At 42.6% G+C, this 19,158-nt stretch carries 15 protein-coding genes and 4 pseudogenes; 8 read left to right on the top strand and 11 right to left on the bottom strand.

All coding sequences use genetic code 11. The features are described 5' to 3' along the window. Positions 1 to 20 precede the first annotated feature (20 nt). Entirely contained in the window at positions 21 to 953 is a 933-nt protein-coding gene (locus AC6IZ0_RS01700) for an alpha/beta fold hydrolase (protein WP_497724830.1), read from the top strand. A gap of 58 nt (positions 954 to 1,011) precedes the next feature. Here the strand turns inward: AC6IZ0_RS01700 and tsaD are convergent. After that, positions 1,012 to 2,051: pseudogene (tsaD, locus tag AC6IZ0_RS01695) on the bottom strand (tRNA (adenosine(37)-N6)-threonylcarbamoyltransferase complex transferase subunit TsaD). 175 nt (positions 2,052 to 2,226) lie between these two features. On the opposite strand from tsaD, the gene AC6IZ0_RS01690 reads away from it, so the two are divergent. From AC6IZ0_RS01690 to AC6IZ0_RS01680, 3 genes are all read left to right on the top strand, one after another. Further along, positions 2,227 to 2,721: a Photosystem I reaction center subunit III gene (locus AC6IZ0_RS01690; protein ID WP_497724829.1), complete on the top strand. Its 495-nt coding sequence runs from the start codon at positions 2,227 to 2,229 to the stop codon at positions 2,719 to 2,721. Between the two features lie 40 nt (positions 2,722 to 2,761). Next, on the top strand, positions 2,762 to 2,911 hold the full coding sequence (gene psaJ, locus AC6IZ0_RS01685) for a photosystem I reaction center subunit IX (protein ID WP_200987820.1): 150 nt from the start codon (positions 2,762 to 2,764) through the stop codon (positions 2,909 to 2,911). A gap of 238 nt (positions 2,912 to 3,149) precedes the next feature. Continuing rightward, the gene (locus AC6IZ0_RS01680) at positions 3,150 to 3,671 is read left to right on the top strand and encodes a photosystem I reaction center protein subunit XI (RefSeq protein ID WP_271733726.1); all 522 of its coding nucleotides are present in this window, start codon (positions 3,150 to 3,152) and stop codon (positions 3,669 to 3,671) included. Positions 3,672 to 3,962: 291 nt separating this feature from the next. Here AC6IZ0_RS01680 and gmk read toward each other — a convergent pair. Both gmk and remA read right to left on the bottom strand, forming a co-directional pair. Beyond that, positions 3,963 to 4,563, bottom strand: a pseudogene (gene gmk / locus AC6IZ0_RS01675) (guanylate kinase). 399 nt (positions 4,564 to 4,962) lie between these two features. Further along, a complete protein-coding gene (gene remA, locus AC6IZ0_RS01670) occupies positions 4,963 to 5,229 on the bottom strand; it encodes an extracellular matrix/biofilm regulator RemA (protein WP_271733739.1) in 267 nt (88 codons plus the stop codon). A gap of 236 nt (positions 5,230 to 5,465) precedes the next feature. On the opposite strand from remA, the gene rnc reads away from it, so the two are divergent. After that, on the top strand, positions 5,466 to 6,158 hold the full coding sequence (gene rnc, locus AC6IZ0_RS01665) for a ribonuclease III (protein ID WP_271733723.1): 693 nt from the start codon (positions 5,466 to 5,468) through the stop codon (positions 6,156 to 6,158). Between the two features lie 674 nt (positions 6,159 to 6,832). Here rnc and AC6IZ0_RS01660 read toward each other — a convergent pair. Continuing rightward, positions 6,833 to 7,645, bottom strand: a complete 813-nt coding sequence (locus AC6IZ0_RS01660) for a PatU (RefSeq protein WP_497724828.1) — start codon at positions 7,643 to 7,645, stop codon at positions 6,833 to 6,835. 159 nt (positions 7,646 to 7,804) lie between these two features. Then, a complete protein-coding gene (hetZ, locus tag AC6IZ0_RS01655) occupies positions 7,805 to 9,025 on the bottom strand; it encodes a heterocyst differentiation protein HetZ (RefSeq protein WP_271733721.1) in 1,221 nt (406 codons plus the stop codon). Positions 9,026 to 9,231: 206 nt separating this feature from the next. Here hetZ and AC6IZ0_RS01650 point away from each other — a divergent pair, with 206 nt between their 5' ends. Further along, positions 9,232 to 9,705 carry a hypothetical protein gene (locus AC6IZ0_RS01650; RefSeq protein ID WP_271733720.1) on the top strand — a complete coding sequence of 158 codons (474 nt, stop codon included), beginning with the start codon at positions 9,232 to 9,234 and terminating at the stop codon, positions 9,703 to 9,705. 828 nt (positions 9,706 to 10,533) lie between these two features. On the opposite strand, the gene sds is transcribed toward AC6IZ0_RS01650, so the two are convergent. Then, positions 10,534 to 11,505, bottom strand: a complete 972-nt coding sequence (sds, locus tag AC6IZ0_RS01645) for a solanesyl diphosphate synthase (protein WP_497724825.1) — start codon at positions 11,503 to 11,505, stop codon at positions 10,534 to 10,536. Positions 11,506 to 12,535: 1,030 nt separating this feature from the next. Here sds and AC6IZ0_RS01640 point away from each other — a divergent pair. Continuing rightward, on the top strand, positions 12,536 to 12,733 hold the full coding sequence (locus AC6IZ0_RS01640) for a hypothetical protein (protein WP_497724824.1): 198 nt from the start codon (positions 12,536 to 12,538) through the stop codon (positions 12,731 to 12,733). A 47-nt stretch (positions 12,734 to 12,780) separates the two neighbouring features. Here the strand turns inward: AC6IZ0_RS01640 and murI are convergent. The 4 genes and pseudogenes from murI to AC6IZ0_RS01620 form a co-directional block, all read right to left on the bottom strand. Then, positions 12,781 to 13,654 (bottom strand): annotated as a pseudogene (gene murI, locus AC6IZ0_RS01635) (glutamate racemase). A gap of 177 nt (positions 13,655 to 13,831) precedes the next feature. Next, a complete protein-coding gene (locus AC6IZ0_RS01630; protein ID WP_497724822.1) occupies positions 13,832 to 15,790 on the bottom strand; it encodes an N-acetylmuramoyl-L-alanine amidase in 1,959 nt (652 codons plus the stop codon). 734 nt (positions 15,791 to 16,524) lie between these two features. Beyond that, a pseudogene (locus AC6IZ0_RS01625) lies at positions 16,525 to 17,118 on the bottom strand (cation:proton antiporter); the annotation flags it as partial. A 79-nt stretch (positions 17,119 to 17,197) separates the two neighbouring features. Continuing rightward, the gene (locus tag AC6IZ0_RS01620) at positions 17,198 to 17,611 is read right to left on the bottom strand and encodes an EVE domain-containing protein (RefSeq protein ID WP_497724820.1); all 414 of its coding nucleotides are present in this window, start codon (positions 17,609 to 17,611) and stop codon (positions 17,198 to 17,200) included. Between the two features lie 221 nt (positions 17,612 to 17,832). On the opposite strand from AC6IZ0_RS01620, the gene AC6IZ0_RS01615 reads away from it, so the two are divergent. Continuing rightward, positions 17,833 to 18,579, top strand: a complete 747-nt coding sequence (locus AC6IZ0_RS01615) for an SIMPL domain-containing protein (RefSeq protein ID WP_497724818.1) — start codon at positions 17,833 to 17,835, stop codon at positions 18,577 to 18,579. A gap of 48 nt (positions 18,580 to 18,627) precedes the next feature. Here the strand turns inward: AC6IZ0_RS01615 and AC6IZ0_RS01610 are convergent, their stop codons facing one another. Further along, positions 18,628 to 18,990, bottom strand: coding sequence for a single-stranded DNA-binding protein (locus AC6IZ0_RS01610; protein ID WP_280793279.1), 363 nt, complete (start codon positions 18,988 to 18,990; stop codon positions 18,628 to 18,630). Positions 18,991 to 19,158 lie beyond the last annotated feature (168 nt).

Raw genomic sequence — 19,158 nt, 5'->3', positions numbered from 1 at the left:
CGGGCGGTACGATATTAGGTATGGCAACCATTGAAATCTTGGGCGTTCCACACGCATACGAGCTCACGGCTCCTACTTCCTGTCCCCATGCTTTAGTCTTTATCCACGGTTGGCTCAATAGCCGTGGGTATTGGCAACCTGTCATTTCCCGCCTCTCAGTTGGCTTGCAGTGCCTTTCTTATGATTTGCGAGGTTTTGGTGAATCTAAATCCCAGCCAGAACCAGATTTGACTCAAACACCAACTTCTGTAAACTTGACTTCTAACTCAATTGATGAGTCGAGTTTGTCCCTTGATTCTATTTATACGCCAGCTGTTTATGCTCAGGATTTAGCTGCTCTTCTAGAACAGATGAATATTACTAGTGCTTGGCTAATTGGGCATTCCTTGGGAGGCACAATCGCCCTGTGGGCTGCTGCTCAAATGCCTGAATGTGTTAAAGGAGTTATATGTATCAACGCCGGTGGTGGTATTTATCTCAAAGAGTCCTTTGAGCAGTTTCGTTCAGCAGGTCAAAGATTCTTGCAAGTCCGTCCGCGCTGGCTTTCTCATATCCCTTTAATTGATTTGTTATTTACTAGAGCAAGTGTCGCTCGTCCTTTAGACCGTCATTGGGCGCGTCAGCGTGTGGTAGATTTTGTCATGGCTGACCCAGAAGCCGCCCTAGGAGCATTACTAGACTTTACAACCGAGGAAGAAATTAACCGTTTACCTCAACTAGTGTCTCAGTTGCAGCAGCCAGTTTATTTCTTGGCTGGTACTGATGACAAAGTAATGGAACCCAAGTATGTTCGCCATTTAGCTAGTTTTCATCGGCTTTTTAAATATACTGGTGACAATGTGATTGAAATTCCCGATTGTGGTCACTTGGCAATGTTAGAACAGCCGGATGCAGTTGCTGATCATATTTGGTCAATAGTCAAACAATTTTCCATGGGACAATCCCACGGCTAGCAGTCCCGTGGGATTTTTTCCACTGCTCGGCTACGCTATCTTTCAACCAGACAATTTATCAGCCATATAACTTCATGACCTGGGTGAGTGGTAACCTGGACTGAACACCTAAAGTCAAGGGTGATGTATGACCAAGGGATAGGTGATGAGACCCAGCGCTGGCAATCATAGCAGCGTTATCGGTGCAGTATTTCAGGGGTGGGAACAGGACACGCAGGTTATGCTCGCCGGCAGCTACCTGTAAGGTTTTTCTCAGGCTGCTGTTAGCTGCTACCCCTCCACCAACGGCAATGGTATTGAGATTATAGTCTAGGGCGCAGTCGATCGCTCTTTTGGTCAGCGATCGCGCCACAGTCTCCTGAAAGCTAGCCGCTAAATCACTGACTGGTAATTGTTTTTCATCTTTCTCTAATTGCTGAACCAATCGCAGTACCGCCGTCTTTAACCCACTAAAACTGCTGTCATAGCGATGATATCCCCCACCTGGTAAAGAAACTTTACCTTCTGGCAAAGTAAAGGCGCGGGGATTTCCCGTTTGTGCTAATTTATCAATGAGGGGTCACCAGGATAACCCAGTTGTAGTAACCGTGCTACTTTATCAAAAGCTTCACCTGCGGCATCATCGCGAGTTTCACCCAGGGTTTCGTAAACACCACAATCCTTAACGTAAATCAAGCTTGTATGTCCACCAGAAACGAGTAAGCTAAGAAATGGGGGATCTAAACTAGGATCACTCAAATAAGTTGCGTAAATGTGGCCTTCGAGGTGATGCACTCCCAAGAATGGCTTGTTATGTAACATTGCTAAAGTTTTAGCAGCAGTCAACCCTACCAAGAGTGCTCCTACAAGTCCAGGGGCACAGGTGGCGGCAATGCCATCTATTTGATCCCAGTCTAGTTGGGCTTGCTCTAAAGCCTGTGCGATCGCCTGATTGATTGTTTCTAGATGTTGACGGGATGCCACCTCTGGGACTACCCCACCATATTGACTGTGAACTAGAATTTGGGAAGCTACCACACTGCTATAAACTTGACGATTGTTTACAATTGCCACGGCAGTTTCATCGCAGCTGGTTTCTATTGCTAAAACAGTTGCCATTGTCAGGTTATGTTAAGTAACGATTTGTTGGAGAAGCTTTAACTTTTATTTACTTAAACTTTACTCTGTTCCCGCCCAAGAGTATGATGACTTGCTAGTTATGCAAATAAACAACTGTACAAGCCGCTTCGTTTTGTACAAGAACTTTTTGTTTTGTAATAAAAGGAAACAACTCATGAGACGATTGTTTGCTTTGATTTTAGCGATTTGTCTTTGGTCCAATTTTGCCCCTCCCGCCCAAGCGCTGGGGGCTAACCTGGTACCTTGTAAAGACTCTCCCGCATTTCAAGAGCTAGCAAAAAATGCCCGGAACACCACCGCAGATCCCGAATCAGGCAGAAAGCGCTTTGAGCGTTATTCTCAGGCACTCTGTGAACCTGAAGGTTACCCTCACTTGATTGTTGACGGTCGCCTTGATCGGGCTGGGGACTTCCTAATTCCCAGCATTCTCTTTTTGTATATTGCCGGTTGGATCGGCTGGGTAGGCCGTGCTTACCTCCAAGCCATCAAAAAGTTATCAGACACCGAAGCTAAAGAAATCCAAATTGATCTGGGTTTAGCACTACCCATTATCGGCTCAGGCTTTGCTTGGCCCGCAGCCGCGATTAAAGAATTCCTATCGGGTGAGTTAACCGCTAAAGATTCAGAAATTACTGTTTCTCCCCGTTAATTATCCCTCACTCAATTCATCTCTTTTGGAGACTAAATTCATGGCAGACAAAGGCGATCAATCCTCCTACTTCATCACTTTTCTTTCTACCGCTCCAGTAGCAGCTACCATCTGGCTAACCATTACCGCCGGAATTTTGATTGAATTTAACCGCTTTTTTCCTGACCTACTTTTCCACCCACTCCCATAAGTAAAAAGTAGAGTTTTAGTTGTAATATTGTGTGGAGCAGTTGCACCACACAATATTAGGCTCAGGCATCACCCGAACTAACAGGAATATTGAATAAGATCATCTGGCGATTATCTGATCTGAAGAACAGCAGATAAATTAATTTTTTTAAACTAAAGACCCAAAAAACATATTTACCCACAATTATTATTAATAATATAACAATGCCATCATTATAATTTAAAGGCGAATACACAATATGGCGCAAGCAGTAAATTCATCGAAAAATCGCCCCAGCGATCCCAGAAATAGCGAGGTAGTGTCTCCCGCAGGACGTGATCCTCAGCAAGGAAACCTCGAAACACCGATTAATTCTTCTCCCTTGGTGAAGTGGTTCATTAATAATTTACCCGCCTATCGTCAAGGTCTCAATCCTTCTAGACGTGGTCTAGAAGTGGGCATGGCTCATGGTTACTTGCTATTTGGACCTTTCGCTAAATTGGGTCCTCTACGTGATGCATCTAATGCTAACTTAGCTGGATTACTGGGAGCTATTGGCTTGGTTGTGATTCTCACAGCCTGCCTATCTCTATATGCCAATACCAATCCTGCTAAGGCAATGGCCAGTGTCACTGTCCCCAACCCACCCGTAGATGCTTTTAACTCCAAAGAAAGCTGGAATAATTTTGCTAGTTCTTTCTTAATCGGTGGAATTGGCGGTGCAGTAGTCGCTTATTTCTTAACTAGCAATTTGGCACTTATTCAAGGTCTATTGGGTTAAGATTTTTTCATAATCAGGCATTGGGCATTGGTAATCGCTAATGATTAATTATGTTTTGCTATTACCCATGCCTGATGTCCCATTTTTAGCAAAAATCATCCAGGAGGGCAATAACCGTTCATAAAATACTAAATAAATCTAGTGTTTTGTGTTGGTAGCCTTAGTCCAAAGTTTTAAAACTATAGGCACTGGTAGTCCCTCTATCCCATCCAGAAAGTTTGGGATCACTTTTGTAGCTATATTTAAATTGCCTTTGGTAACTGTAGATTTTTTCAGCTTAGGACGAACGCTTCAATCAAATAACTTGACTTCTATGTCCTTAAGAGCATTTTCTAAATCGTCATTCACAATTTGAACGTCAAACTCCCCTGCGGCTTGAATTTCTTCTTCAATCCGGCGCAGACGAAGCGCGATCGCCTCCTCAGAATCTTGGCCCTCGACCACGTATCCGATTCTCCAACTCCTTCAAAGAAGGCGGTAAAACAAAAATGCTCAGGGCGCTGGGGAAGGAAGCACGGATTTGTCTTGCGCCTTTAAGTTCAATTTCCAGTACCACCAATTTACCAGAGTGAACTTGGTTCAGCACAGCTTCGCGAGGAGTACCGTAATAATTACCGGCAAATTCTGCCCACTCCAAGAATTCACCTTGGGAAACTAATTGTTCAAACTTAGTGCGGCTAATAAAGTAATAATTCTCACCGTTAATTTCTCCTAGACGGGGAGAACGAGTCGTCACGGATACAGAATAGTAAAGTTCCGGATGACGTTTTAAGAGCGCGTGCAGTAAAGTGCCTTTACCAACCCCACTTGGGCCAGTTAAAACAATTAGCCTGCCTAGAAAAGGGCTTTCTTTGGTTTTAGAACCAGTCTGGATAGGTAAAACTTGCTTCATCCGTTCAAACTCTGAATTAATTATTAACGGTCTCACCGCGCATTTGTGTGGAATGTACGTTGCTATTATTATTTTATGTCTAGTTAACTACACTGCTATTCCTAGAGCTACCCTCAGTAAGAATTAGTAACTATTTTTCCCAACCTGACTCACGAGAGCAGACTTCAAGTAAATTCAACTCCTGCGGCAATTCGGCTCACTCTTAACTTGCGGGTTTAACGGAACTCCTGTGGGATCACTAAACAAAGACACTATTTATGGGTCATTAGCTGTGTTTTTGTGAGATGAGGAACTTGTGATCAACAAATTTGTAGCACATGAGTGACAGAAAACTTTTCTAATTAATATGGTACTGCGGATAGGGTGCAGATAGCTGTAGGGTTATTGACCTATATGAAATCAGTTATCTACAGTATGATGATCTCGAGAAATCACAAATCGATTCGCTACGGTTTCCGGTTGAATTGCCGAAAGAATCACGTGGCTGGAATCAGTAATAATTACAGCCCTGGTTCGACGACCATAAGTTGCATCTACTAGTTGACCTCTATCCCGTGCATCGGTAATGATCCGTTTAATCGGGGCAGACTCCGGACTAACAATGGCAACTACTCGGTTGGCAGACACGATGTTACCGAAACCAATGTTAATTAATTGTATTTCCATAAAAAAATTCACACCAAATGTGGTGTTACAAGCTGGTAAGGTAATTATCCCCATATTATCGTCAAAAAACACGAGTTACAACGCTTTATGTCTAGCCAGCCTGAGTTTTTAAATGACAAATCATTTTTTTGGCTAATAAATACCTAAATATACTAAAAATATTCCCCAGGAGATATGCAAAATCTCAACAAACAATCTCACTAAGTCGTTCACAAGAGTTCAGAGACGAAACACAAATGCATGAATTATTAAAATTTAACAACGGAAAACTTTTACGTCAGGCGTTAACTCACCGTTCCTATGTCAACGAAAATCCTGGTGAAAAGGATAATGAGCGCTTAGAGTTTTTAGGCGATGCTTTGCTGACCTTTCTCAGTGGAGAGTATCTCTATCTCGATACTCGCTATCGAGAGATGGCAGAAGATGAAATGACTCGCCGAAGATCGGCACTAGTGGACGAGAAGCAACTCGCTAAATTTGCCATTGAAGTTGGTTTAGAATCCTTAATGCGCCTGGGAAAAGGAGCGATTCAGGATGGAGGACTTAAAAGCCCCAATTTATTAAGTAGCACTTTTGAATCAGTTGTTGGAGCTTATTATTTAGATTGCGATGGCAATATTGAGAAAATCCGCCCGATTATTTTAGATTTATTTAAATCTGTGCCTGAAGAAATTATTCAAGTCCGTTCTAATGTCGATTCTAGGAACCGCTTCCAGGAATGGGTACAGGCTAACTTTGAGTCTATGCTACCCCATTATATCACGGAACGCATCGGAGGACAAGATCATGCTCCGGAATATTTTGCCCAGGTTTTTGTTGGTGAACAGCTTTACGGAGAAGGAAAAGCTCGTGGTAAAAAGGAGGCTAAAAAACGGTCTGCAGAAAATGCCTTAACTAAGCTCAAAAAACAGGGTTTAATTGCAGAATGAGCGTATTTAACGGTAATTGCAAAAGTCCCTTATTCCTGGCATATCTAGCACGAAGTGCTGATTTGACTCAGCTTCAATATCTAAGATGCCTATTTGAGGTTTGAACAGATTACTTACACAACAAGGTTCTACAGCCATTCGTCATCTCAAGGAAATTATATTTTTTGCTGATGTTGACGTTGGTCTGTGGACATTTTGCCGCCAGTAACCGCCTATAGGTAGAAGCTAAACCGGGTTGCTAGTGGATAAGTTAAACATTGAGAATATCACTAAAGGAATACTACAAATGATGCTATAAAAACAATCTTTCGCACAGCAACTCACACCAAGCTCAGGAAAATGCCACAGACACAATCATGTGGAAAACCCGATTGAAACTGGCTTTTGTAATTACAAATTGGTATGACTACCTTGATTCTCCATGATGTTTTATGCCAGTTTGTGTTAAAAACAAAGGAACTCCCCCAAGGTAAGCTACATCGGTTTGCGGAGGTTAAACCTGTGTAGTTTTCAATGCAGTTTGCGTAAAGCAATTAATTACCACTGGTTAATAAAGTAGAAACCCTAATGATCGATTGTGACTAATTGTGACTAAAGGAGAAGTTTCAACACAGAAGTAATATTTGATAGATGAATTACTAATTAGGTGACAACACTAGCATTGGTGATTTCAACTAAATGATCGAACCAATCACAAACATTAAGGGCTGCTGGTCTAGTTCTGGAAAATCAACTTCTAGGGTATAGCTTGCAACTAGTTCTTCATTGTATAATTCTATGCTCAACTCTCCGGGAGTAGCAGCATTGGCTATTGCCTGCTTACCATTTCCTTGTAGTTTCAAAATTCCAGGAGCGGGTAAATCACAATTAACTTTCAATTTCACCAGATGATCCTGAGAATAGTATTCTACCCTCAAACTCAGGGTTCCGGCGCTGGTTAACCATTGTCTTTCTACCACTGGATTGGCTAAAGACACTGGTAAAGTCAAGTTATCTAGCAGTTGTTTAGCTGCAAGTAATGACAATGCCATCTGCTGACGAGGTTGTAAATCTGAGTAATTATTCTGGATCTGGGGAATTGTATCCAGAGTGTTCACAGACCGATAGGTGCTTCTGAGCACTAATCCAGCTAAATCATTAATCGTCTGTGACTCATGGGGGAAAAAGCTCTCAACTACCTGAACTAGTTTTGCCCCTAGAGGTAGCGAAGATGTAATCAACCCCTGACATCTTGCCAATAATTGTTGGAAAACTTTATCTGGTAGGGGTATAGGCAGATTCAGCTTTGACTGCTGTGGTATCCATCCCCAGTTAGAACTTAATGCGAGCGATCGCTCTTCCACAAAATCTGGGTAATCAACTAATTGAGACTCCCAGGGGAATAAAGGAGGCTGCTCTTGAGCTTGGATTTGTAGCCGACGCTTGAGGACAGATTGGAAACGTTCTTGCACAGTAGGAATTTCTCCCAATTGAAAGGTTTGGGACATCTTCCCAATTCTAGGTCACAGCTTGTGAAAGCAGCCACCTCATTGAGAAGGTCGTCTACCCCGTCAATTTCCTTACACTTTAACAGTTTAAGCCCGTTAGTGTTAGTTTTATTAGCCAACCACCAATGGAGTAAATCGGATTGTAAGGATTCTGAGTCACTATTCATGAGTAGATGCACTTGATCCGGATACTAGGGAGTTACGAATTTCCCATGCTTGTTCCAAAATTTTAAACCACCGTTTTTGTAGTTGGGCTGTTGACAAACCTAGAGTTTTAGCAATTTTCTCATCTGGCTGTCCAAGTTGTTTCAATTTCAGTAACGCTCTGTGTTTGTCATCCAATAATTCTGTATAGTTGTGCCATTGCTGGGGAGTTAAACCCAAATTAGTGTGGAGTGAGGCTTCTAACCACTCATGAACTAATTCCCAACGGTGTAATAAGGCAAACCGAATCAGATGATATTTAAAGCGTTGCTGTAAGTAGTCGCGTTGACGGGGAGTTAAACCCAAAATAGACTCAATTTCCTGAGTTGATAAATCCTGAAGACGAAGACAGAAGTAATCAGCACAATCAGATTGTTGTCGTTGTTCGAGATAATCCATTAATTCTGTAATCACAACCGAACGCAGAGTATCTTCTTCAGGTTCTGGTTCTGCTTGCATAGCCATTGCTGAACGTAATTGCTGTACTGCTGGTTCTTCCCAAGAACCATCGTTGTCATTGGAACTACCTTCTGCAGCTTGTTCGATATCTACATTGGTTTCCTGGGGTTGCTGTTGGGAAAACGTTTGAGCTCGCAGGATGATCAGCTGCTGCTGTCGTCCTGGTAAGGGAATTCGCCGCTTACCATAGCGTTCAATAAACGCCATGTATTCTGCCAATTCCAGGAGAGTTTGGGGACGATAAGTGGAGACCATCTGGTTTTCCCTGCGGAAAGCATTTAACGCTTCCAGATAAAAACCCTGCAGAAAATCTTCAATAATGGTCAGTCGTCCTTGATAGCTCAACTGTCTTTGAGGAGGATTGATGTAGCGATAAATAATTGCACTCAGAGTACTGTGTAACTCTACCCTACCCCGACTAGAACCCAAGAGATAGTATCTCAGACACTGTTGCAGGCGATGTCTGGCTAGGGAAATGGCCGAGCTTTGCACGTCGCCGGAAGCCTGGATACGTTTACTCTCTTGGCAAATCCGGTATACTTCGGTGGTAATTCTTGTGGCTACATCATGGCAATTCTGCTGGGAAGCTTTAGTTGATCCCTGAAGCTCCTGATATAGGACTTGGAATGTCCCTTCCACGCCGATAGAATTGTCTCCCTGAACGGTTGGGGTGGTAACTTTTTTGCTTGGAATTGTTGCAGTTGCGACTGAATTCATAGTCTCGGTTTTCGAAAGACCCTAAAATACTTAAGTAAAACATCTGATGACTGTGGGTGTTGGCTGTTTAAATTTTTCCCGTAATTAGGATGTGCTTATGTATGGCTTAAGCCAGCCGTAGCTATCGGAGTTCCCAACTGTGATGGGATAGTTCACAATTTGATAGATGCTTTTGCCATTACCCACCGAGCCGTTTACAAGTCATTATGGATTTAAAAACACAAGTTCAATTGCTGATTAATAATGCACCCCGCGATGGCATAACACCACATCTCGTTTCAGCAATTGCTCCTGCATTGATTGTGATCGCTAAGAAATTACGCCATTCCCAGTACTATATTCTCCAAAATGCTGAAGAGCGCTGGGTGTTAACTACATTGAGCAATCGTGCACATCCAGGACTGGAAAAGCGCGTTATCTACGCTTTCCCTACCATACAGGATGTTTCCCTAATTTCACCTGCTGGGCTTGACCCTCAAATGCTGGCCAAAATTGTTCCTGTTACCCATATTTTGTTCCAACTGCTAGCACTAGAACCCGTAGATAGTATAGTATTTTTAGAAACTCCTGGTCAGACCAATCATACAGTTGAAATCCAACGTTCAGAATTACAAAATGTCCTGCAAAACCAGATGAAGCAAGACGAAATGAGTGAACAAATCCCTCCCGATATTGCATAAATGAATTTTGCAGTGGGGAGTAATTAGATACATCTAATTACTCCCCACTGCAAAAAAAATAAAAATTTTTAAATTAAAAATTTGAAATTTGTTCAGGACTTACGCAACTGGCACAAATAGGGAGCGGGGGTAACCGCGCCACGCGACAATTTAAATTACACCAAGCACATAGGAATACTTGGCGTTTGAGTTGCTGTATTAAAATTATGTAACCATTGGTATCTCGCTCAATTATGTCTTTCACATTTTCCCATAGTCACAGAGGTGTTAGCTTTTCTCTCTTCAAATAACAATTAATTGCATCATGGCTAATCTGCTCTAAATGCTCTGCTAAATTGGTAATCCTGTAATTAATTTGACTCCTTAATCAGCATTGGCAGTAATTAAGCTTTGTAAATCTCATGCTCATCACCAACATTATCTCTTAGAGGATGTTTGGAAAGTGTTAAACAGGTAATTTTTATATTAGGGAACAGGTAACAGGTAACACACCGAAGGATTGGGAAGGATTGGGAAGGATTGGGTAACACACAAAAAACAATAAAATCCAGTCCCCTCCCCTTACAAGGGGAGGGTTAGGGTGGGGTCAAACAATAGTTGATACACTAATCATGACTTATCAAACATCCTCTTACACCCTCTACCTATTTTCTCATGAATCGCTATCTGAATCTCGTTTTATTCATACCTTTCTACTATCAACTACACTAGGCATCCCCCTGTGCCATTGACATCACTTATATCTAATGTACTTTCATTTAGCCACCGCGAAGCGCTGCTGCAAGCAGAGCTTCGCGATCGCCTGTGCCAGTTGCGTAAGTCCTATTGTTAATAAAGCCGACTAAGTACATAGTCAGCGATGTTAATTAGTGCCTGGCGTGACTCGGAAGGTGGTAGTACCTCAAGATGATCAACTGCTAACTTGGCATGGTAAGAGGCTAATTCCCTAGCTTGTTGTATACCTTGGCTATCTTGAATCAGATCCAGTGCTTGCTCTAAATCTCCTTGTTGGTCAAACTTCCGTTCTATGAGGACTTCCAGATATGGTTTTTCCCCTAAAGCAAATAAAACGGGTGCAGTAAGATTGCCACTTTTGAGATCAGAACCAGCAGGTTTACCCAGAGTATCTGTTGTACTAGTGAAATCTAAAATGTCATCCACAATCTGAAATGCCAGACCCAGATGACGACCGTAGTTATATAGATGTTCGGCTGTTTCTTGGGAAACTTCACTAAGTAACCCAGCTGCTTTGGAACTGTTGGCAATTAACGAGGCTGTTTTGTAATAGCTCTTTTTGAGGTAAGTCTCTATTGAGATCCTATTATCAAAACAATTTATTCCTTGCTGGATTTCGCCGGTAGCCAGATCCATAATCACTTCTGAGAGTAGTTTCACCACCTCCAAATTGTCCAAGTTTGCTAAATACCAGGACGATTGGGCAAAGAGAAAATCTCCTGCTAGGACAGCAATGCGATTACCGAACAGACTATGAACAGTAGGCACACCACGTCGCATTTGTGATTCATCTACCACATCGTCATGCACTAAGCTTGCCGTGTGAATCATTTCCGTTATTTCTGCTAGGCGGCGGTGACGCAGCGTTATGTCTTTTTCTAACATTGTGGCCCGCGATATCAGCAAAACAATTGCTGGTCTGATACGCTTTCCCCCAGCTCCGAATAGATGTTCGGCGGCCATAAATAGAATGGGGTGGCGATTTCCAACTAGCTGCTTGAGGTTATCTGCTAGTAGTCGCAGGTCTGCTTCCACAGGGGTAAACAGGGAGGTGGCTGAGGTCATGGATGGGCGGACTCTGGCTTACGTTACGAAAGTTTACATATCCTACACTCATTTTAAGATAACCCTGTGCCGGCGCAAAGTTTTGATGAGAGAATACCTGCCTATTTACTCTCTATTCTGGATAAAAAACTCAGATTTGCAATAACTACAAGTTGGCTAGAACCCTTATGGAAACTGTCTATAGCCATGCTCCCTGCTCATAAAAATATTTTGTGCATCAGAGCAAATTTTTTTTGAGATCTGTTGCCTAAGTCCTCTCAAGTCCAAAAATAAATCTTACTGGATATTTTCTGTATATTCTTGAGGACACACTACCTGTAGTGTTTTATGCAAAAACTCCATAAGAACGATATTGCTGTTTTTGCCAGAAATTAATTTTTACCCATAAGTATAACTAGTTGTATATATTACATATATACGCATATAGTTGATCAACAAAAGTTTAACAATCTCCATTTATTGATCACATATCTAAAAATTTTCAAATTTTATCCCAATCTTGGGTGAAAACTCAGGAGCATTGTGTTAGGCTAAAATGTATGGATTTTAAATTTTTCAGAACTCATTTTCCAAAGGTAAGCAAGTTTTAAGTACTTTTACCTCCGTGGTACTGAGGATCTAAAATAATTGGTCGCTGTAAACCAAGAATAAAGAAATAATTCTCTTTATTCTTGTTCGTGCAGCAATTTAGCCTCCCCATCTGGAGTTTAGCGGTATCCTTATGGTTATTCGCTACAATATCTTAGCGTTTACTGAACGCTAAGGCTGCTCTGGTCATAGAGGTGCGCCCATAATGCAGACTCAGTAGACTGCTGAGGAGTGCAGTTAGCTTTGCCGTTGAGCAATTTAACTGTTGTGGTGTGTGGTCTGCAAAAAAACAAATTTCAATAGTTATTTAGCTAACCGTAGATAGTTATAACTTTACGGAAAATTTTAGTAGAGCAAACTACAGCCATCAAGGAACCCCTTGGTTGGTTGAATTTCTTCTTAAAAAATTACATATTCCATTCATAGGGGTGCTGCTAGAAAGATGATTTACGGGAAGATGCCTATGTTGACTTTTATTTTAGCCGCGGGATATTTGTTTACAGTTTACTTATTATTAGCGCTGGCCAAGAGAAGTGGTAAACAATCTCCTCCTAGAGATTTAGCCATCACTAACTCACAAAAAGACAAGCAAGATGTGTCAATAACTCATCAGGTGACTGAGGTGGTAAATAGTCAATAGGCTAGCTTTACCAGGCGTGATTATGAAGTCAAAATAATCATCAATCATTAATGACCGCTAAAATTGGAAACTGATGTGTCATTGAAATCAACAAGCTCAACAGTTGGAGTATGGCCTAGACCAGGGGAGACTCGATTGAGCAAATTGTGGTGGAGAACCACTGACCCAGAAGCGAGTAGCTACTGGTGGGTATGTATTGCTTAATCCTAATAGTTCTAACTCTTGGCTACAAGCGGCGACAACGTGAACAGCAGGGTCCACCAGTTTGACTTGAGAGGGGAGGAGCGATCGCAGTACCGGTGCAAGATGTGGATAATGGGTACAACCGTAAACCAAGGTATCAATTTCTTGCTGTATTAACGGCTGTAAATATGACCGTGCCACTTCAGTAGTATAAGGGTCATGAATGCGATTTTGTTCAATCAGTGGCACGAACTCAGGGCAACTAACTTGCCAGACTTGGACATTGGCATCAATTTCCAGAATAGCATGGCGATAGGCATTACTTTTGGCTGTGGCAGGGGTAGCAATTACACCAATACGCTTCCCCTGCTGCACTGCTGCCTTAGCTCCTGGTAGGATAACTCCTAGAATAGGCAGACTAAACTCCCTCCGTACTATTTCCAGAGCGAGGGCAGAACTAGTATTACAAGCCATAATCACCATTTTGACACGTTGCTGTTGCATCCAATTAAGGATTTGGCGCACATACTGTAAAATTTCAGCTTGTGAACGAATGCCATAAGGCAAGCGAGCTGTATCTCCAAAATAAATAATAGATTCATTGGGCAGGTGCCGATAAAGTTGTTGCAGGACTGTCAGACCACCCACACCACTGTCAAAAACCCCGATAGGGGCTCGTTGAGGCTCTTGATGGGCAAAATGGTCAGGATTATTTTCAAAGATGGAGGATGAATACACAGGTAGATATTAATTTCCGGTTGGGGTTATAAAATACCAAATGTAGCAGAAAATTTGTAATTCGTAATGGCTTCCAGCTATGGCTAGGCAAGACAGCCTCTCAGGTATAACTGTACCTAACGTGGTATCCCTCAATGACACACGAAGCCCCATCCGCCGCGGGGTGGGGTACTTCACTTATCTCCGTTGTAGATGTTGGAGAATACCACGAGCGATCGCATCCGCCATTTGATTTTGGTAAGCTGTGGTCCTGAGTCTAGCAGCATCCTCCGCACCTGTGACAAAACCCACCTCTACCAGAACCGAGGGCATGGTGTTTCTTCTGAGGACATAAAATCTAGCTCGCCGCACCTGTCTATCTCTGATAGTGACATTTTGAATAACGCTGTTATGAATCGAGCGAGCGAGACCCTGACCACTGTCGTGATAATATGTTTCCAAGCCATTGACATCTGGACGACTCATACTGATGGCATTGGCATGGATACTGACAAATAAATCAGCATTAGCTCGTTGTGCCAAATCCACTCGTCCTTGTAGGCTGACAAAATAGTCAGAATCACGAGTTAGTACTGCTTGGACGCCATTTTGCTCCAAAATCGCTGCTACCCTTTTGCTAATGGGCAAAACTACATCGCTTTCGCGCAGTCCGCCAACACCAATTGCTCCTGGGTCTCTACCACCGTGTCCGGGGTCAATCATCACGACAGATCTGGTTTTCCGTGCTGGAGTTGGCGTAGGCTGGCGTGTGGGTTGGGGCGCAGAAGTTGCAGTGGGTAGTTGCCCTTGGGTGGGTAGTGGTAGGGGTGATAATGCCACAGGGGGTGAAACCACCGTACCGGGACGAGAACCGTGTAATTGCAGAGAAAAAAGCTGGTTGCCGACTTGATTTAGTTCCCCAATGTGTACTCCCGCTGCAGGTTGTACCAATATCACCACTGAATTGTCTTCAGCTTGCAGGCGTACCCGGAGGATGGGACTATTAGCACTAAAATTTGGCCCTGTGACGTTGGCAGCTAACTGAGCATTGGGAATAGTGATTCGGAACAAACCAGAGGATCTATCCCATCGACTATTGGCGTTGACTGTTTTATCTGATCTAATCAGTAACTGCGTATCATTATTACCCAGTTCTATAGCCTGAATTGTTGCTGGCGCTGCTGTAGTTACAGTCAGATTTACATTATTGGCAACTGGCCTGTTGGCTATTACCGCGGTTCCTGTCTGATGACTGCGGCTAACCTCAGCCGTAGTATTGCGCGAGTTGTGGGAATTATTATTAGCCGGTAATCCGACAACACGAGAGGGCAAAAGAACTAAACCCTTGGCGCTACTACTAATTGAGCGCCAATCGGGGCTATCTTTGTCTACCCGCAAGGTCATGCGGACACCAGGTGCTTGGCTGTTTAACGGAGCTAATTCGAGCCGACTAATACCATGTTTGTTAACTTCGTAATTTAGTTGTGTCAGACTGGGTGACAAACTGGCGTCGGCGATATCCATAAAAATGGTATTGCGATCGCGGCTCCGATTGATTTTGACTTCAGGACTGCCGCCGTTTGTCCGCACAAACAACCCATCTCCTGTTACCAGTAAGTTCTCAATTTGAATTTTCCCTGGTATGGCACTGGCAATTTGCTTTCCTAGGGACTCGGCACGCGGGGACAAGAACTCGGGCTTGGTATCGCCATCAGAGTCAACAGTGACCACAGTATACATACTTCTGGCGGAAGATTCTGTCTTCTCTGGTGTTGGGGTTGGTAATTTTACCAGCCAGCGACTGCCACCAACGCTTTCAAATTTCACCTGCTGGGGGTCTAGACTATACCCAGGACTGAGTTCAACAACTAGGCGCGTTGTTTGTGGATCAAACTGCCCCACCCGGACAACACGAATGGCACCACCGACTTGTTGTGTGGACTGTGGTCGGCCGAAGGTCGTTCCGGGCAAATCAATGACCAGACGAGTAGGATCGAATATCAGTTGTGCTTGGGGTTGAACAGGGCTGTTCGTGTTAATCTCCAGACGATTTTGATTGGCATCAAAACGCCAAGATTCCAGTTTTGCTGCTACAGCCGGCGACGATAGTAAGACGATACTTCCTACTGTACTGGGTAGTAACCAGTGTAATTTCACAATCCTTTCTCCTGTGATTCGCGTTTATGGGAGCCATCAATATCTCAACATATTGGCTAATCGTCACACTGTTACAACCTAATCTTGATCTTTGTTAGTGCTGTGACTTTTGTGCTCGTATAAAGACACAATTAATGGCTCAAATTCCTAGTATCACCTCTAACTTTGCCATCCTATTAGGATATAATATTCAAGGAGGCAAATTATTTTAGATGCAACCAGATTACCACCACAATTAACCATACCTTTTTTGTCAATGCTTAGTTGTTAACACTTGACTGAGCCTTTTGATTGCAATTCAGTTTTGTCATGGCTAAAAACTTTTCCCGACTTGCTGAAACCAACATATTAATTAGGTGTAGAGACATTCTCTGGAAACTCCCTACAGTGGTTTTAATATCATCACCAATCGTGTTCATACCTCAAATCAGCCACAGTAAATTTCAACTAGTTTTAATTGTTGTTACCAAACTGGGAATCGTTGATCCTACTTGTTACCAAGTATATAAATTAACATTTAAAGCAGTTTAAGACTCGCGAAGCATAGGATTTTGAATGCCGGGAGTAGTGAGACAAAAACTACAATTTACAGTCTCCAAAGACGAGGATTTAGAGATTATGTTTCCTGTAATTGGGGACTGGTTACCTGGTACTGGGGATTTGATATGAGAAACACTTTTTCCCAGACCCTAGACCCCACTCTTTAGTCCCTCAGGGGTATCACAACACCCCATTTAGGTTTTTGATGAATTGTCCCCAGATTCGGGTTTGCTTTCCTGACTCTTACCATCATTGACAGTAGACATGATCGATTGAGGTTTTTCGACAATTACCGGTGTTCGAGTCACATTGTCCAAAATCAGTTTGTCTGTATCTGCTAGCAAATTATCTGTTTCTGCAAATACTAACCGTAAAAGTGGGGGGGCGAAAAAGGTCGTCAGGATGACCATCATGATAATTGCCGCCCCCAGTGATTTAGAGAGAACACCGCTAGCAGCACCGACACCAGCAAAGACTAAACCGACCTCACCCCGAGGAATCATTCCTACACCAATTGCTAAACGATTTATTTGGGGTTGACCAAACACACTGAAACCTGTAATTACTTTACCGATAATGGCTACTGTGATCAGGAAAATGGCCATAATTAAACCTTCTCGATTACTGGGAATAGCTGGGTTTAAGACCCCCAAGTCTGTTTTTGCCCCCACAGTCACAAAGAAAATTGCTACTAGGATATCGGCAATAGGTATAACTTGCTTTTGCAATTCCTTGCGTTTATCAGTTTCCTCTAAGACTAACCCCGCAGCAAAAGCTCCCAGAATTGCTTATGCTGTGCAAAAATCCTTCTCTTGAGTTTTACTACTTTATGGCAATTAACATAAATGGAAAATATCTGCTCATAAATTATTTTGTGTCTTTAGTCAATGACATCAGGCGTTGCCAGTAAAATTCGGATACTGGGATAACTGAAAGTCTAGGAAGTCGCAGCAACTCAAAATGTTCAAATTCTGCATCTTGCTTGATCTGCCTCAGTTGCAGAGGTACAGAGACTTTTTTCAGTGCCTTGACATCTACAACTACCCGTTTGGGATCGTTTAATGTGGGATCGGCATAAGGCTGACTGACAACCTCTGCTATACCGATAATTTGTCTTTCTTTGCCTGTGTGGTAAATTAAGGCTAAGTCGCCAATCAGCATATTCCGTATATGTTTGAGCGCTAGGGGATTGTTAACTCCATCCCAAACTGTATTACCATCCTGTTCTAAATTAAAGTAGGAGTATTTTTCCGGTTCAGTTTTCAGCAGCCAGTATGCCATCCAAGAGTCTCCAAAATTTATAATTATTTTTTTTGAGTTTCCAAAAATGTAACCGCTCCTAATTCTGAGTATGGCAGTGTCAAAGTCAGAAAATATAAAATGCTGAGTGGATCATAGTTCAGAGCAGAAATGTTGACTTAAGAGTGGACAGTTGACTGCGAACTAGTATATCGGTCTTGTTCCCAGCATCTGTAGAATCTGTTCATAGGAGTGCGAATTTTATGTATGGAGCCGCTTTATCTGCTTCTTGGTTTCCGGGTGCTAATTGTGCTAAAACACTGGCATTGTTCTTAATAAGCTGTATAATTTATATTGAACCTGGTTTGGCTCAAGACAAGGAAAAATTTTTGCGAACTCTGACAGTGAGCGGTCGCGGTGTGGAAACAATTCCCACCACTTTGTCACAAGTCAGTATGTCTGTGGAGGTTCAGGCTGAAACTGCACAGTCAGCGCAACAGGAAGCGGCTCGCAGAGCATCAGCTGTGGTCGCTTTGCTCAAAACCCGAAATGTAGAAAAATTACAAACTAGTGGTATCCGCCTCAATCCAGTTTATAGTTACACCGATAATGTACAACGAATTACTGGATATACTGCCAATAATACTGTGATGTTTATTATGGCAACACAGGGCGTCGGTATGCTTTTAGATGAAGCTGTAAAAGTCGGTGCAACGCAAATTAATAGTGTCACTTTTATTGCTAGTGACCAGGCGATCACCTCAGCTCAAAAACAAGCACTCAGACAAGCCACCCAAAATGCTCAAGAACAAGCTAATGCTGTTTTGAGTACCCTAGGTTTCCAGTCTCAGGAAGTGGTAAGCATTCAGATTAATGGTGCAACTGCGCCCCCACCTCCCATGTTGGAGCGGGCTGAGGTTTTCAAGTTAGCTAATACAGATTTTTCTACCCCTGTAATTGGTGCTGAACAGCAGGTAGAAGCATCAGTGACACTGCAAATTAGTTACTAATTAAGCATGGGTAATAGGTGAGTATCTTTACCTATTCCCCATCTCAAGTTAGAACTGTTCTGAAGGCATATCTGCCATACCGCCTTCTATATCCCGCTTAGAACCTAACAAATCTAGTTGGTCAACGTGGATAAATGGTGTAGAACGGTTGACACCGGTTTGGCGATCTGTCCAATTATTAAATCTCAAGGAACCTTTAACAGCAATTTGCTTGCCCTTGCGGACGTAATTACCCGCCACCTCTGCTGTTTTCCCCCATAGTTCTAAAGTGAACCAGTCAGGTTCATCGCTATTACGGGTTCTGCGATCAACTGCTAATGTTAATCTACACTTAACCGTACCGGACTCGAAATATTTAATATCTGGATCGCTACCTACACGACCAACAAGGGTGACAACGTTAATGCTCATGAGTCTAACCTTTAGTTACAAAATTACTGATATATTTTGAGTTTGATCATAGCCAATTTTGAAGTTATGATAAATATGTAAAAATAATCGCATTTATACTACTCAGATACTTAGAGGCATTTCAGATTTAAATACCTCATAGCTAAACAGTATGAGTGAAATTAGCTT

The organism is Anabaenopsis sp. NIES-4685 (assembly GCF_059725405.1).
Note: the sequence above shows the minus strand (reverse complement) of the source record. Positions and strands in the feature narration are given on the sequence as shown.